The sequence below is a fragment of the Rhizobium sp. SVR5-2C genome, assembly GCF_056755115.1.
Genome location: NZ_JBNDHT010000156.1, coordinates 1 through 14,884, shown reverse-complemented (window position 1 = coordinate 14,884; position 14,884 = coordinate 1). Strand labels below are relative to the sequence as shown.

Annotated in this window: 12 protein-coding genes; all 12 read right to left on the bottom strand. The window is 60.5% G+C overall.

Features of this window, described 5'->3' with window-relative positions; translation table 11 throughout:
- Positions 1–122: 122 nt before the first annotated feature.
- On the bottom strand, positions 123–1,640 hold the full coding sequence (glpD, locus tag ACPYOI_RS30325) for a glycerol-3-phosphate dehydrogenase (protein WP_481423772.1): 1,518 nt from the start codon (positions 1,638–1,640) through the stop codon (positions 123–125).
- Between the two features lie 152 nt (positions 1,641–1,792).
- Complete coding sequence (locus ACPYOI_RS30320) at positions 1,793–2,800, bottom strand: ScyD/ScyE family protein (RefSeq protein ID WP_481418318.1); 1,008 nt, start codon at positions 2,798–2,800, stop codon at positions 1,793–1,795.
- On the bottom strand, positions 2,779–3,567 hold the full coding sequence (locus ACPYOI_RS30315) for a formylglycine-generating enzyme family protein (protein WP_481418317.1): 789 nt from the start codon (positions 3,565–3,567) through the stop codon (positions 2,779–2,781). The genes ACPYOI_RS30320 and ACPYOI_RS30315 overlap by 22 nt, the downstream gene beginning before the upstream one ends.
- Positions 3,536–4,597, bottom strand: a complete 1,062-nt coding sequence (locus ACPYOI_RS30310; RefSeq protein ID WP_481418316.1) for an ABC transporter ATP-binding protein — start codon at positions 4,595–4,597, stop codon at positions 3,536–3,538. The genes ACPYOI_RS30315 and ACPYOI_RS30310 overlap by 32 nt, the downstream gene beginning before the upstream one ends.
- 5 nt (positions 4,598–4,602) lie before the next feature.
- A complete protein-coding gene (locus tag ACPYOI_RS30305) occupies positions 4,603–5,460 on the bottom strand; it encodes a carbohydrate ABC transporter permease (RefSeq protein WP_481418315.1) in 858 nt (285 codons plus the stop codon).
- Between the two features lie 12 nt (positions 5,461–5,472).
- Positions 5,473–6,399 (bottom strand): carbohydrate ABC transporter permease, encoded by a 927-nt coding sequence (locus ACPYOI_RS30300; RefSeq protein ID WP_481423771.1) that lies wholly within the window; start codon positions 6,397–6,399, stop codon positions 5,473–5,475.
- Between the two features lie 141 nt (positions 6,400–6,540).
- Positions 6,541–7,803, bottom strand: coding sequence for an ABC transporter substrate-binding protein (locus tag ACPYOI_RS30295; RefSeq protein WP_481418313.1), 1,263 nt, complete (start codon positions 7,801–7,803; stop codon positions 6,541–6,543).
- Between the two features lie 859 nt (positions 7,804–8,662).
- Positions 8,663–10,069 carry an HlyD family type I secretion periplasmic adaptor subunit gene (locus ACPYOI_RS30290; RefSeq protein ID WP_481418312.1) on the bottom strand — a complete coding sequence of 469 codons (1,407 nt, stop codon included), beginning with the start codon at positions 10,067–10,069 and terminating at the stop codon, positions 8,663–8,665.
- Positions 10,066–12,198 carry a peptidase domain-containing ABC transporter gene (locus ACPYOI_RS30285; RefSeq protein WP_481418311.1) on the bottom strand — a complete coding sequence of 711 codons (2,133 nt, stop codon included), beginning with the start codon at positions 12,196–12,198 and terminating at the stop codon, positions 10,066–10,068. Before ACPYOI_RS30285 ends, ACPYOI_RS30290 begins: the two co-directional genes overlap by 4 nt.
- A gap of 22 nt (positions 12,199–12,220) precedes the next feature.
- Positions 12,221–12,541 (bottom strand): hypothetical protein, encoded by a 321-nt coding sequence (locus ACPYOI_RS30280; RefSeq protein ID WP_481418310.1) that lies wholly within the window; start codon positions 12,539–12,541, stop codon positions 12,221–12,223.
- A gap of 427 nt (positions 12,542–12,968) precedes the next feature.
- Complete coding sequence (locus ACPYOI_RS30275; protein WP_481418309.1) at positions 12,969–14,153, bottom strand: GTP-binding protein; 1,185 nt, start codon at positions 14,151–14,153, stop codon at positions 12,969–12,971.
- 101 nt (positions 14,154–14,254) lie between these two features.
- On the bottom strand, positions 14,255–14,884 hold a 630-nt coding region (locus ACPYOI_RS30270; RefSeq protein WP_481423770.1), incomplete at its 5' end, for a DUF4082 domain-containing protein.

The window sequence follows — 14,884 nt, the reverse complement described above, 5'->3', positions numbered from 1 at the left end:
GCGTTCAAGTGTCAGATCGGTCGGGTAGATATGGTATTCACCCCCCACCGTCTTGGTGGTATTGCGCAGTTCAAGCATTCCGTTCCCGTGCCTCCTCACAACGGGGACGACATGCCGCTTGTTCACCCTGCCAGTTGGGCAGGGATCGCGGCCATGTACTCCTCCAAATTTTTCACCTCATCCTTTGACAGATATAGCCCTTTCTTGGAGCGTCGCCACAGGACGTCTTCGGCGGTGATGGCCCATTCGTGCTTGACGAGATAGCCGACCTCGGCCTCGTAGAGATCGGAGCCGAAGCAGCGGCCGAGCTCGGCGAGCGATCGCGCCTGCCCGAGCAGCACGCTGGCGCGGGTGCCGTAGCGGCGCGTCAGCCGGCGGGCATGCGGATCGGCCAGGAACGGATAGGCCGCCTTGAGCGTTGCGACCTGCGCCTCGTAACCCTGCACCGGAAAGTCGCCGCCCGGCAGATGGCTGTTGGCCGTCCACGGGGCACCCTTGACGCCAATCGCCGCGCCGATCTTTTCCAGCGCATGTTCCGATAGCCGCCGGTAGGTGGTCAGCTTGCCGCCGAAGACGTTGAGCAGCGGTGCGGCACCGGCCTCGCCCTCCAGCTTCAGCACATAGTCGCGTGTCGCCTCCTGCGCCTTCGAGGCGCCGTCGTCATAGAGCGGCCGCACCGCCGAATAGCTCCAGACGATATCTTCCGGCTTCACCGGTTCGTTGAAATATTCGCTGGCGGCGGCACACAGGTAGCCGGTCTCCTCTTCGGAGATCCGGACAGCCTGCGGATCGCCGCCATAGTCGCGATCGGTGGTGCCGATCAGCGTGAAATCCTCCTCGTAGGGAATGGCGAAGATGATGCGGTTGTCGGGGTTCTGGAAGAAATAGGCGCGCGGCCCCTCGAACTTCTTCCGGACGACGATGTGGCTGCCCTGCACGAGGCGCACATGCCGGGCCTCGTTCTGGCCGAAAGCGGCGCGCAGCAGCTGATCGACCCAGGGGCCGGCGGCGTTGACCAGCATGCGGGCCCGATGCCGGCTGTTCTCGCCGGTCAGCATGTTCACGCTGTCGATCTCCCACAGGCCGCTCTCGCGGCGGGCCGACACCACCTTGGTGCGCGGCAGGATCAGCGCCCCGCGGTCGGCGGCATCGCGGGCGTTCAGCACCACCAGCCGGGCATCGTCGACCCAGCCGTCGGAATATTCGAAGGCCTTGGCAAACACCGGTTTCAGCGGCTTGCCGGCCGGGTCGCGGCGAAGGTCAAGCACCGCCGTCGGCGGCAACAGCCGGCGGCCGCCGAGATGGTCGTAGAGGAACAGCCCGAGACGGATCAGCCAGGCCGGCCGGATGCCGCCCGTCTGGTAGGGCAGCACGAAGCGCAGCGGCCAGATGATGTGCGGCGCCATCGCCCACAAGACCTCGCGCTCCATCAGCGATTCGCGCACCAGCCGGAACTCGTAATGCTCGAGATAGCGTAGCCCGCCATGGATCAGCTTGGTCGCCCCCGACGACGTCCCCGAGGCGAAATCGCCCATCTCCGCCAGTGCCACCGAATAGCCGCGCCCCGCCGCATCCCGCGCGATCCCGCAGCCGTTGATCCCGCCCCCGATCACGAATAGGTCGTGATGTCCTTGGCCCACTCTTCCCCTCCCCGTGCGCCGGATTCGACTTGTGCCTGCGCGCAATTCGAAACCGATTGAAGTAGAAATGAAAACTATTCGCGTGTCAAACGAATGTTCTTGGATCAAGGGGTGCGGCAGAGCGCGCCGGCAAATTTACCGCCGGTCGCTGGTCAGCGCTGAGCTTCGTAGGTCAGAAAATGGAGGTTGCCGCCAAGCTCGGAAACGACGATCCGCCGCTCGTCCCAGACGAGAACGGACACTGGCCGGGTGAGGCCGTCGAGAATGATCTTCCGGTCGCCTGTCGTTTTGCCAAGCTTCAGCAACCGCCCGCTACCCTTCCCGAAACCTTCTTTCTGGTCGTATGTGCCATGTTCGAGGACAAGCATCTCCCCATCGCTGTCGAAGGCGACACTCACGGGCGCATTCAGTCCTTCGACCTCGAGCTGCGGCCTTGGCGCATTGCCGGCCGCGGGAAGGGAAACGACCTTGCCGGCACCGGCAAGGAAGGGAAAGCCGCCGAACAACGTAACATAGAGGCGCCCATCGCGAAGGGCGATGCCAGTCGGCACCGCGTCGACCTCATAGCTGTCGCCTTTGGCGAACTCGGTCGGCGAAAGGCTGCGGAGTGTCGTGGCAGCCTGTGCCAAGCGGCCGAATGTCGTGAGCGTGCTTTTCCCACCGTCCGCCTCCACGCGTTCGACACTGTTTCGCGCAGAGTCGATCACGTAATAGGTTCCGTCCGAGACGATCAAATCGAAGGGATTCCAGAAATCGCTATTGATGACACGGGCCTGACCATCGAGGTCGACCGCAACGAGAGCGTGGTCAAACGGACTCTCGTCGGCATCGGCCGGTTTCCATCCCTGGGCAACGACATAGGCATCGCCGGCGCGGACGATTCGATAGGGACCCGTCGGGTCGCCAATCACGTCCGGGCCATGCGGAAATATCGGCCCGAAGGGAACAAGCTTGCCATCTCCGCCGCGGCTGTAGAGCCGGCCGCTGGCGAGATCGCTGACGAGCAAGTCTCCGCCATCGCGAGAGAGGCCGGCGAAGGCCGCGCCCGGCACGTTGAAGGTCTCGAGCTTATAGCCGGGTGCAACCTTCGGCTCAGCGCTGGCACCGGCTGCCAGGAACAGAAGACCTGCGGCAATAATCAATGTGCGGAACGGACGCATCGGAAACCACCATTACCGGAGAAGCGGAATTCGGGATCATAGGCGAGGCGATAGGTCGTCGTAAGGTGCTTTGGATCGCTGTTCCACGAGCCTCCGCGAAGCACACGATAGGACCCGACGCTTCCTATCGGCGGTCCACCATCATACGGGGCATAGAGGTCGCCCGTCCATTCCCAGACATTGCCGACAAGATTGAGGACGCCCTCGGCACTTGCGCCGTCAGCGAAGGAGTCAGCTGGCGCGGTCATGGGATATCCGTCGCGCGCATCGGCGGAACAACAGGCATCGGTTCCGGAATTTGCCCGCGTAGGGTCCGGCGGAGCTTCGCCCCATGGATACCGCTCGCCCTCCGTCCCTCGTGCCGCCCTCTCGTATTGCTGCTCGGAGGGGAGAGCCAGTCCATAGTGGCGGCAAAAGGCATCGGCGTCCGCCCAACTCACCCCGACAACCGGCCGGTCGTCCAATCCGAGGATCGGGTGAGTTGCGTAGAAGCCCGACCGGTGCCCCGTGGCGTCGACGAAACTTTGGTATTGCCGGTTCGTGATCTCGGTCCGATTGATTGCGAACTCCCGACCTTCCAGCACGCGGGACGGGCGTTCGTTTTCGGGGCCGTCATCGCGGCCGAAGACGAACGCCCCGGCAGGAATATCAATCAGCGGATTTCCGGCGATCGGGCCGACATCGGTCGCCCTCGCGTGGGATGCGAAGGCGATGACGAGCGCCGCACCAAGCGCCCTAGAAATCAATGCGAGATTGCGTCTCTCCATCGAACAAAAACACCCGATCCGTGACAACCCTGATACCGATTTCTTGATCGATCTGACCGGCGAAATGCTTGTCCGCGCGCAAGGTCATGAGTCGTCCACCCAACCGGACGCTGACAAGCGTACTCTCGCCGGTAAGTTCCACCGAATAGATCGGCGCGACCAGATTGACGTCGGGGTCCCCGGCTTCGGCGACATGGACGTCTTCCGGACGGACTCCGAGGACAGCGCCGGAGAGGTTCACCCCACCGATGCCCTCCACCCTTAGGCCGTCACTGACGAACAAACCGTCACTGACGTCTCCCGGAATAAGGTTCATCGGCGGCGAGCCGATAAATCCGGCAACGAAGAGCGTGCGCGGATCGCTGTAGATTTCCCGTGGCGTCCCAAGCTGCTCGATCACGCCCTTGTTCATCACCGCCACGCGGTGGGCAAGCGTCATCGCTTCTATCTGGTCGTGGGTAACGTAGATGGTCGTGACCTGCAGCTCGTGTTGAAGGTGCTTCAGTTCGGCGCGCATCTGGGTGCGGAGCTTGGCGTCGAGATTGGAGAGCGGCTCGTCCATGAGAAAGACCCGCGGGGTGCGCACGATCGCCCGGGCGAGCGCTACCCGCTGGCGCTGGCCACCGGAAAGTTCCTTCGGCAGCCGCGACAGCATCGTGTCAAGTTCCACCCGCCGTGCGACCTCGGCGATGCGTCGCTTGCGTTCCTCGAGCGGCACTTTGCGGATTTTCAGCGGATAGCCGATGTTCTCCTCGACCGTGAGATGCGGATACAAGGCGTAAGACTGGAAGACCATCGCGACGTCGCGATACTTGGGCAGAACACCGTTGATGCGGTTCGAGTCGATGTAGATGTCGCCGGAGGTTGCTTCCTCGAGACCCGCGACCATGCGCATGGTTGTCGTCTTGCCGCAGCCGGAGGGCCCGAGCAGAACGAGAAACTCCTTGTCTTTGATTTCGAGGTTGAAGTTGGCCACGGCGAGGAATTCGCCGAACTTCTTGTACACATTCTTGAACGTGACAGACGCCATAGGTTTCAGCCTTTGACGGCGCCCAGGGACAATCCCCGGACGAGGTGCTTCTGGACGATTAGCGCGAAGACGATGATCGGAACGCTGGCGAGGAAGCCCGCAGCGCTGATCTCACCCCAATGAGTGGTGTACTGGGTGACCCGGCCGGAAATTCCAACCGGCAGCGTCATCGACCGCTCCGTCTGGGTCAGGATCAGCGCCAGCAGGAATTCATTCCAGGAAAGAATGAGGCTGAAGATCGCCGTTGCGGCGATGCCGGGCCGTGCCAGCGGAAGGGCGATCCGGAGAAAGGCCCCCCAGCGCGTGTCACCATCGACCATCGCGGACTCCTCGAGTTCGGGCGGAAGATCCTGGAAGTAGCTCTTCATCATCCAGGTCACGAAGGGCAGGTTGAAAGCGGTGTAGGCGACGACGACGGCGAGTTTGGTGTTCAGCAAGTTGAAGAAGTTGAAGAAGATGAACAGCGGTATGATCGTCACGATCGGCGGCATCATTCGCGTCGACAGGATCCAGAACGAGATCTGGTAGCGCCATCGGCCCGGATATTCGAAACGGGCAAGGGCGTAGCCGGCCATGGTGCCGAACACCAGAGAGACGATTGTCGTCGCCACGGCGATGATCAGACTATTGAGGGCGTAGATCAGGAACGGCTGTCCGATGAAAGCCGCTTCATAGTGCTTGAAGGTCGGCGGAAAGTCGAACCACACCGGCGGCACAGCGAAGATGTCGATGTCGAGCTTGAATGAATTCTGGGCGAGCCAGTAGACGGGAAAGATGGTGATGAACAGCGCGAATGCCATTCCGAGATAGGCCAGCATCCGGAGCATCCCTTCACCGATTCGATGCCGTGCGCGGGTTGCCATACGGTGCCCTCCTCAATCCACCAGCCGCAACCGCTTGATGAACCAGGTGCTGAAGCCGACCGTTACGAACAGCACCACCAGCGAGATCGCCGCGGCATAGCCAATGTCGACGAATGTAAACGCGACCTTGAAGATATAGAGGCTGAGCGTCTCGGTTGCCCCCGCCGGGCCACCCACGGTGAGAATGAACACCAGATCGAACAGCCTGAGCGCATCCATGATCCGCAACAGCAGGGCGATGGCGATCACCGGCTTGAGAAAGGGTATGGTCAGGTCCCAGAACTGGCGCCAGGCCGAGGCGCCGTCAACCTGCGCTGCCTCGTAGGGTTCGGTCGGCAGGCTTGCCAGCCCGGCCAGCATCAGCAGAAAAATAAACGACGTCCACTCCCAGACATCTGCTGCGATGATCGTTGCCATCGCGAGGTTGACATCGCCGGCCCATGCCTGGGCGGGCAATCCAAGGCGGTACATCAACTCGTTGAGGACGCCGAATTGCGGCTGATAAATGAGCTTCCACGTCAGAGCCACGGCGATCGGCGGAATCATCATCGGAACCAACAGGATCGTCTTGAGGAAATTCAGCCGGCGAATGTATTTGTCGAAAAGCAGCGCAAGGCCGAGGCCGAGGAGAAATTCAAGCGTTACCGCGATGCTGGTGAACACCACCGTGTTCTTGACGGCGAGGTGAAGTTCCGGATCGCTAAGCATCCGCACGAAATTGCCGAGCCCGACGAACTCGCGAGGCACACTCGGGTCAGGACTGACCCTTTGTACCGCCGCGGTAAACATGTAGACGGTCGGAAACAGCGTCAGCCCGGCGAGGAGCAGCAGTGCAGGCGCCAGCAAGAGGATGCGCAGGTGACGCTCTGCCCATTGCTCCAGACCACCACCACCCGGTCGAAGCTGCGCGGCCAATGTGCCGCTTTCGGACCTCGCCATCAGCCCCTCCTATGAGCTCCTCCCCGGCGCAGTTGCCGTCTTTTTGCAGGCGGGGTCCGCAAACCCCGCCCACCCTCAGGCTGCTCCCCTCCTGCATAATTCCCGGGATCGGAACCGACGGTCCGCACGGACATATGCGCGCTAGTACATGTTCGTAATTTTCGAGACCGATTCCTGCGCGTTCTTCAGCGCCTCGTCCGGGGTGATCGTGCCCGCAACAGCTTTGGAGAGCTCGATGCCGAGTGCGTTCTCGATCTCAGGCCACTTGGGATGGCGCGGCCGCGGCGTCGAGAAGTTGATCGCCTCCATCAGCGTCGGGTAATGCCGGAATTGCGGTTGCGACGTCAGTTCGGGATCCGTAAACACCGAGAAGCGGACCGGTGGATTGCCGCGCGTAGCGGAAATCTTGATCTGCTCCGGCGAGGTCGCCCAGTTCATGAAATCGAAGGCTTCCTGCTTGTTCTTCGAAGCCGACATTATGCCCATGGTCCAGTGACCGATCTCCGATGAGCCGGCGTGCGTGCCCGCGGGCATCGGCGCGTAGGAGATCTTGCCAACCACCTGGCTTTGGCTCGGGTCCTCAAAGGTGGCGACCCAGTTCGGCCAGTTGATCGATGAGGCCGCGACGCCCGACGTCATTGCGCGACCGACATCCTCGGGTGCGAAGCTTTCGACGCCCTTGGGCGAGATCCCCTTCAGCGTCATGAACATCGTCATCGCCTCCTTGGCTTCCTTGGTATCAAGGGTCACCTTGGTGCGGTCGGCATTGAAGAGGTTGGCGCCATACGACCACAGGAGCGGCATGAAATCGGCGACCACGTTATTGCCTTGACCGCCGCGGAATACGTAACCGTAGAAACGTCCTCCGCCGGCGTCGGTGATGGCCTTGGCTGCCTTGTAGACATCGTCCCACGTCTTAGGCGCGCCGGAAACTCCGGCTTCTGCGAACTTTGCACCGTCATAAAAGAACATTTGCGCATTGCCGACATAGGGAATGCAGACGAACGGGCCCGTATTGTACGGGTTGCGGCAAACCGCCAGCGACTTTGCCAGGAAGTCGTTGTCGGGACCTGGAACCCCAAGCTTGGCGAAGTAGCCGCTAAGATCCTCGAGATGGCCATTTTCGGCAAAGAATGGGATCCACGGATCGTCCATCAGCACGATATCGAAAGCGCCCGATTTTGTCTGACCGGCATTCGCTGCTTTCTCGAAAACGTTGGCGTAAGGGGCCTGGACGATTTCGACCTTCGTGCTCTTCATTTTGGCGTAGTCGGCGGCTGCGGCTCTCAGGCCGTCGCCCTCGCTGCCGGAGGGCACGAGGATGGTGATGTCAGCCCAAGCGGTTCCATTGATCGCAAGTGCGGACGTCGCAATCGCCAAGGTGAGAAACAATTTGCGAAACATTGTACACCTCCCGATTAAAGCCGTTATCCAGAGGCCCTTCTGATGAGGACCCCACCGTTCCCGGCATGGCAGAAAATGCTACTGGGATACCCCCGCGAACGCTGCTACGACGAGTTGAACGCCGAGCGCCTCTCCTCCACGAAACCGCGTTCTTCTGCGGATTAATCTAACACATCAGGCGCTTTATTCAGAGATGTATATTAGCATTACCTTGATTTAACCCTAGGTGCCCGACGCCAACCTTTCGGGCCAGAAACCCGCCTGCCCGGAGGCGATATGCCGCGGTTCAGACGATGTCACGGATCCGCCATGAATAGCCGGCCGCAGATGTCACCCCTCGCGAACGGTTGCTTTGGTTGCGGGGCAGGATTTGAACCTGCGGCCTTCAGGTTATGGTGAGCTTTGCGAACGACGAGCTACCATCGCCAACGAAGATGAAGTCTTCGCGCCCGCGATAGCCGGGTCCTGCGGTATTTCGAGATTGGGACGATTGGTTGCGGGCCAGGATGGCGCATCGGGATGGCCGCGAAGCGTCAGCGCCTCGGCCATGCTGCCTGAGCCGGTGGATACCGTCGGTGCTCGTGTCGGCATCGTGGGGGCCGTCGATCTGCCACGCTGCGTCGAGGCTTTCCCTCGCAAATTCTTCCCGCCGAACACACGCCCAAGCGCGCGCCCTCCAATCCGATCATTGCATGACAATATGAAAAGAGGCGGGTCGCGATCAGCGCCGGTGATCGCCCGAGGTAAATTGTTATCAACATAATCATATGGTTGGTGGCGATTGTCTTGGCACGCAACCTTCAGCGTCGGTTCACAGCCTCCATTCAAGACACAACGTGAACACCGCTCAAACAGCGGCTCACGGCTCACGGATGGCGCTGTCGAGCCCCCGCAGCAATGGATAGAGAAAGTACGAAATCACCGTTCGGCGTCCGACTTTGATTTCGGCGGAAACGGCCATTCCGGGGAGCAACCGGACAGGATCGTTTGTTGTGCCGAGGCGCATATCGGAGAGGAGAATGCGGGCTTTGAAGAACGGAGAGTTGGACTGGCTTGCCGCGGCATCCTGCGGCGTGGGGGTGAAGGCGTCGCGGCTGACCGTCCTGACCGTGCCCGACGCGGTGCCATATTTCTGGAACGGGTAGGCATCAAATTTGATCCGAGTCTCCTTGCCGACCTCGATGCGCCCGATATCACGCGAATTGACTGAGACCTCGGCCTCCAATGGAACGTTTAGAGGAACGAGCATTACGATCGGCTCTGCCTCTCGTACAACCGAACCGACCGAGCGTTGGGCAAGATCGAGGACGACAGCATCGGCCGAGGCGGTAAGCACCACCATGTTGCGGCGAAGTGCCATCTTCTTCAGCTCGTCCCCGGCGGTGTCGCGCTGGCTGCGCAGCTCGACCAGTTGTTCCATCGCCGCCCGTCGGAAGTCTTCGATGAAGGCCCGCCGATCGGCCTGCAGTTTTGCATAGGCATGCTTCGCTTCGTCCGCCCGCCCCCGTACTGCAGACAAGTTGGCTTCCACATCGAGACGTGCATCGCGCGCCCCGAGCAACATGATCATCGAGCCACTTTGGCGATTGTAGAGTCGCTGGCGGGCGCTCTCGACCAACGACAAAGTTTCGCGACGGTTAGACAAAATCGCCTCTTGATCCCTGCTGGCCGCAATCGTTGCCGCCTGACCTGCAATCTGTTGCTGGAAATTCTGAAGCTGGGCCATGTAAAAGGCGTGCCGCTGCCCGAAGAGCTGCACTTGCAACACTTCGTCAGGGGAGTTACCGGCGATCGCCGAGTAGTCGGCTCCGGCAAGTTCGGCTTCAATCCGCTTCACCTGCGCATCGAGCGCGGCGAATTTCGCGCGCAGCTGATTGACATCCGACTGGCTGAATGTCGCGTCAAGCGTTGCAAGCGTCTGGCCGGCGTGTACGACCTCGCCGGCTGTCACATCGATCGTGCGAATGATCGACGTTTCGAGAGGCTGAACGATAATCGTCGGCTGCGTGGTGATCAGCTTCCCGGTGGCGATGACCACTTCGTCGATCGACGAGACCGAAGCCCAGAAGATAGCGGCGCCAAGGAGAGCTGTAACGCAGTAGAGCGTCATGCGGGCTATTCGCGGCGGCGCGCGCTCTTCAAGCTCGACGGCATCGGACTGGAATTCCGCGATGACGGGCAAAAGCGGGCGCGCCGTCAGTTCGTTTCCGCGTCTTGCTACAGGGACAGGCGCGTTTGCACTGGATTGCTGGGAGGCAGTGTTCATGCCACTTGCCTCATCTGCTGTGACCATAGATGGCGATACGTCATGCAGCGCGACACAAGCTGGTCGTGACGGCCGATATCGGCGACCTTGCCACGCTCGACCACGAGGATGGCGTCGGAGTCGACAAGGGTCGATAGGCGATGCGAAACGATTATCACCGTACGCCCCGCCGCGATCTGGCTGAGGTTCTGCCGTATGATCATTTCGCTGTCGGGATCGAGCGCGCTGGTCGCCTCGTCGAGGATAAGCAGCTTAGGATCGGTGATGAGCGCGCGTGCGATCGCTAGACGCTGTTTTTGACCACCCGAAAGATTGGACGCATTCTCCTCCAGCATTGTCTCGAAGCCACGCGGAAGGCGCGCGATGAACTCTTCCGCACCTGCGATGCGTGCTACCTCGACAATCTCTTCGATACTTGCACCCGGTTTCGCAGCAGCGATATTGTCGCGCACTGTGCCACGGAACAAGAAGTTGTCCTGGAGCACCACACCGATACTCGTCCTGAGGTGAACGAGATCGATCTCGCGACTGTCGTAACCATCCATTCGAACAAGCCCCTGCTGGCTCTGGTAAAGACCCTGGATAAGCCTGGTGATCGTTGTCTTGCCCGAACCACTCTTGCCGACGACGCCGAAGACCGATCCGGCCGGAATGGTGAAGGAGACGTCGTCAAGCGCCGGCGGACCCTCCGGCCCGTAGCGGAAAGTTACCTGGTCGAATTCAATGTGCCCCTTGAGCGGCGGACGGATGCCACGACCGCGACCAAACTGCTCGGCGCGTTGATTCATGATCTCCCCAAGCATACGAACAGAAAGCGCGACTTCCTGGTATTCGTGCACCATTGTGACAATCTGGACGAGCGGCCCGGACACCCTGCCGGCGAGCATGTTGAACGCCACGAGCGCACCAACTGTCATTGCGCCGTTAAACACGTCGAGCGCGCCAAGCCCAATAATTGCGACGCTCATCAACTTCTCCAAGAGCGCGGTCATCGACTGTGCGATCGTCGAGATCTTTTCGACATGAAAACGCACAGAAATGGATTGTGCGGAACAGTCATCCCACACCTTGCGTTGACGAGGCTCCAGAGCCAGGGACTTGACGGTATGCATGCCGTGAACGGTTTCGACGAGCAGAGCCTGCCTGTCCCCCTCGGCCAGATAGAGCGCCTGCAGCCGCCGCTGGAAAGGTCCGACAAGCATCATGACGACAAGCCCGACAAGAACGGCAAAGCCGAGAACCACAAGCGTGAGCTTGACACTGTAGAGCAGCAAGATTGGCACGAAGACCAGCAGCGACAGTCCGTCAAGAAGCGTCAGGAACAGTCGACCCGTCAAAAATTCGCGGATTCGACCCGTCTGTTGCATGTGCTTGACGATGACGCCGGCGGACGCCTGCTCGAAAAGTGCGATGGGCAAATTGAGGAGATGCCCGAACGTACGCGTCGCTACTCTGATGTCGATCCTGTTTGTCGCGTACAAAAGAAGATAGCGCCGCAGAAAACTGAAGATGGCATCAAAGACGAGCGCGACGGCTATGCCGACCGTCAGAACCATGAGCGTCGCGTAGCCCTGATGGACAAGGACCTTGTCGATGACGATCTGAAAGAACATCGGCGTTGTGAGGCCGAGCCCGTAGAGAACAAACGCGGCGAGCGCGACGTCGCGGAAGAAGCTGCGTTGCCGGATGACTTCCGGAACAAACCAGCGAAAACCAAATGGCTGATCATCATCGCTCATCCGAAAATTGCGCTTCAGAAGGATGAGAGATCCGTGCCATAATTTTGAGAACTGCTCCTCATTCAGGAGCATGAATTCCAGACGGTCTGCCAGGGGGTCGAGCACACGGATCCGTTCCCCTTCCTCATCGGCAGCGGCGCCGGCAATTACAACCCAGTTGCCGTTCTCAAGCCCGGCCAGCACCGGATAGGCATTGCCCAGTTCAAATAGTGATCGCCATGCGAGATGAGCCTGTTTGGCGCGCAGGCCGGCGTCCTTCGCTATGCGTAGCAGCTGTCGCACGGTAACCGGCTGATCGCCTACCGCATAGTCATGCTGCAAACGCTCAGGCGAGAGATCCACCCCGTGATGGCGGGCGACGAGCGCGAGACAGTGAAGATTAGTGTGCATGCTCACGGCCCGCCTTAGCGAATTATTGTGTGCAGTAGCTGAAATTCGGGGAAGTGTTCAAAGGCTTCTGCGCCGGTTGGGCGACATCCGATACCGAAACTGACGGACCGCCTCCGATCCGGCGAACAGCGCCGGCTTCGACAAGTCCGCCGAGGGCTTTTTGCATCAGGTCCACTGCATTGGCGAAGGCGTCAACCGGCATGATGATCCGCTGGCGAAAGACCGGCTTGGGATTGTTGCTCGCGTCGCGTTCAGTGGCCGACAGCGACATCAGATCGATCCTGACAATCGTCCCGGTAACGGTGATTTCGCCGATGCCGTCTGCATAAAGTTCAATGCTCATGATCGTCTCCTCTGTTTTCTGGTTCAAAATCCGTCATGCGGTATGGGCGTGCCCCGACGCCGGAAACGGATCGCGCTGGTCACGCGCAAGCCGTGGATCGTGGCCGCGCTCTTCTCCGAAAGCACCTAACTGTTTGTGATCCTTGAAGCGCACCCTGAAGATCATCATCGTCGCTCACCGCGTTTTCGCAAATGCCATATTCTGCCACTTTTTTGGCGAATGAAACGAAGGCAATCATTGGTATGCGCCAGCGCCCTTCGTTACATCGTTGTGATGAGTGGCCTCCGCCCTTAGCGGAGTGCGGAAAAGCTGCAATGCTTGAGGATGAGGCGCCAGTACCGAGCAGGCGAGCCCGAACAGGGCAGCTGGTTATCGCAAAGTGGTCCTCTCCGACTGGAGCCAGAAGGAACACAATGTCGCCCGCACGCTACCAGGCCGGAAAGGGATCTTCGAGAGCGGGCCAGTCCCGCGGATCCGCGCTCGCCAGGCAGTCGTCCAGCGCGGCTCGGACGCCGGTCTCGTCCATGCCGACACCGATGAACACGAGCTCTTGCCTACGGTCGCCCCAAGCGCTGTCCCATCGGCTCTGCAGATGCTGACGAAACTGCTGATGACTTGGCCAATCTTGCCGGGGAACGGCTGCCCACCAAAGCCCCATAGGTTCGCAGCGCCTTTGCACCCCGGCGGCCGACATTAGAGCCACGTGACGCGGGCGCGTGGCAAGCCAGAAATAGCCCTTGGCGCGGATTACCCCTGGCCAGGGCGCGTCCAGGAATTCTCGAAACCGCACGGGATTGAAGGGACGCCTTGTACGATAGACAAAGCTCGAGACTCCGTATTCCTCCGCTTCGGGAACATGGGCGCCTGGGCTGGACAGCTCCTTGTGCCACAATGGGTGCGCGGCCGCTTTTGCTTCATCAAAGAGGCCGGTGTTTAGGACAGTTGCAAGAGGAACCTTGCCGAAATCCGTCTCCACCTGGCGCGCATCCGGGTTGAGGGCAGCAACCACCTTGCGGACTTCCGCGCGGATCGCCTCGGTCGAGTCCGAAAACTTGTTGATCACAACAACATCGGCAAATTCGATCTGGTCGACCAAGAGGTCAATGAGCGTCCGGCGGTCCTGGCTGTCACGCTGCTGACCACGATCGCGAAGCAGATCGGCGCTACTGTAGTCGCCAAGAAGGCTTGCGGCGTCGACGACGGTGACCATCGTGTCAAGTTTCGCGAAATCGGAAAGGGAAACCCCATTCTCGTCGCGGAAGGAAAAGGTTGCTGCGATAGGGCGTGGCTCCGCAATGCCGGTCCCTTCGATCAACAGATAGTCGTATCGCCCTTCTTCGGCCAGTCGCCGCACCTCCGCCAGGAGGTCGTCGCGCAGGGTGCAGCATATGCAGCCATTGCTGAGTTCGACCAACGTCTCCGTCGTATGCGAAAGATTGCAGCCGCCGTCACGAATGAAACTGGCATCGATGTTCACTTGGCTCATGTCGTTGACAATGACGGCGACCCGCAGGCCCTCGCGGTTGGTCAGCACGTGGCTGAGAAGCGTCGTCTTGCCGGCGCCAAGAAAGCCGGCCAGCACTGTCACCGGTAGCCGGTTGATCCTGTTCATCGGCCTCCCTTCAATGTCGGCATTCGGAGCGACAGTTGCCGCGGCAAGCATTTTCTTCGTGTTAACCTCATCCGAAACCGTCCCACACCTTGTTCGATGCTTCACGCGGCGAGCTGCGGCCGGAAGACCACATCGGCCCAGTAGTTCGCTGAATCAAAGGTGCTGGTCGGGAAGAGACCTGTGGTGGCGGAGCCGCCATACGCATAGACGCCGTTGCCACCGGCGGCGGCGTTCGAAAGCGCCGTCAGCGGGCCATTGGTGGCGGGACTGGTGAAGAAGCCATCGGTCGCCACGTAACTGCCGGTCGTGTGATACGACGCGATATAGGTGGTATTGGCGGCGATGGTGACAGGGGTCGCAAAGTTCACCGTCTGCCAGCCACTCGCCGAGGTGTTGGTGAAGCTGGCGGTGGCGAGCTTGGTGCCTGTGGTGGTCCACAGATCGACGACGTTCTGGCCGTTGTCGTTGGCGCTGCGGTAGAACTTGATGCCCGTGATATCACCGGCCACGTTCGACTGGAACTTGACGCCGACCTCGAGTTGCTGACCATCGTTGAGGTTCGTCTGGGCCGGTGTGTTGGAGGCGCTGAACAGGCTGTAGGTCGTCGGGGCTGTCGTTGCGGCGATGTTGAAGGTCTCGCTGGCGGCAAGGCCACCGAGATCGGTCGCCGTCACCTTGATGCCGGACGTGCCGGCTGTCGTCGGCGTGCCGCTGAAGGTCCGCGTCGCCTG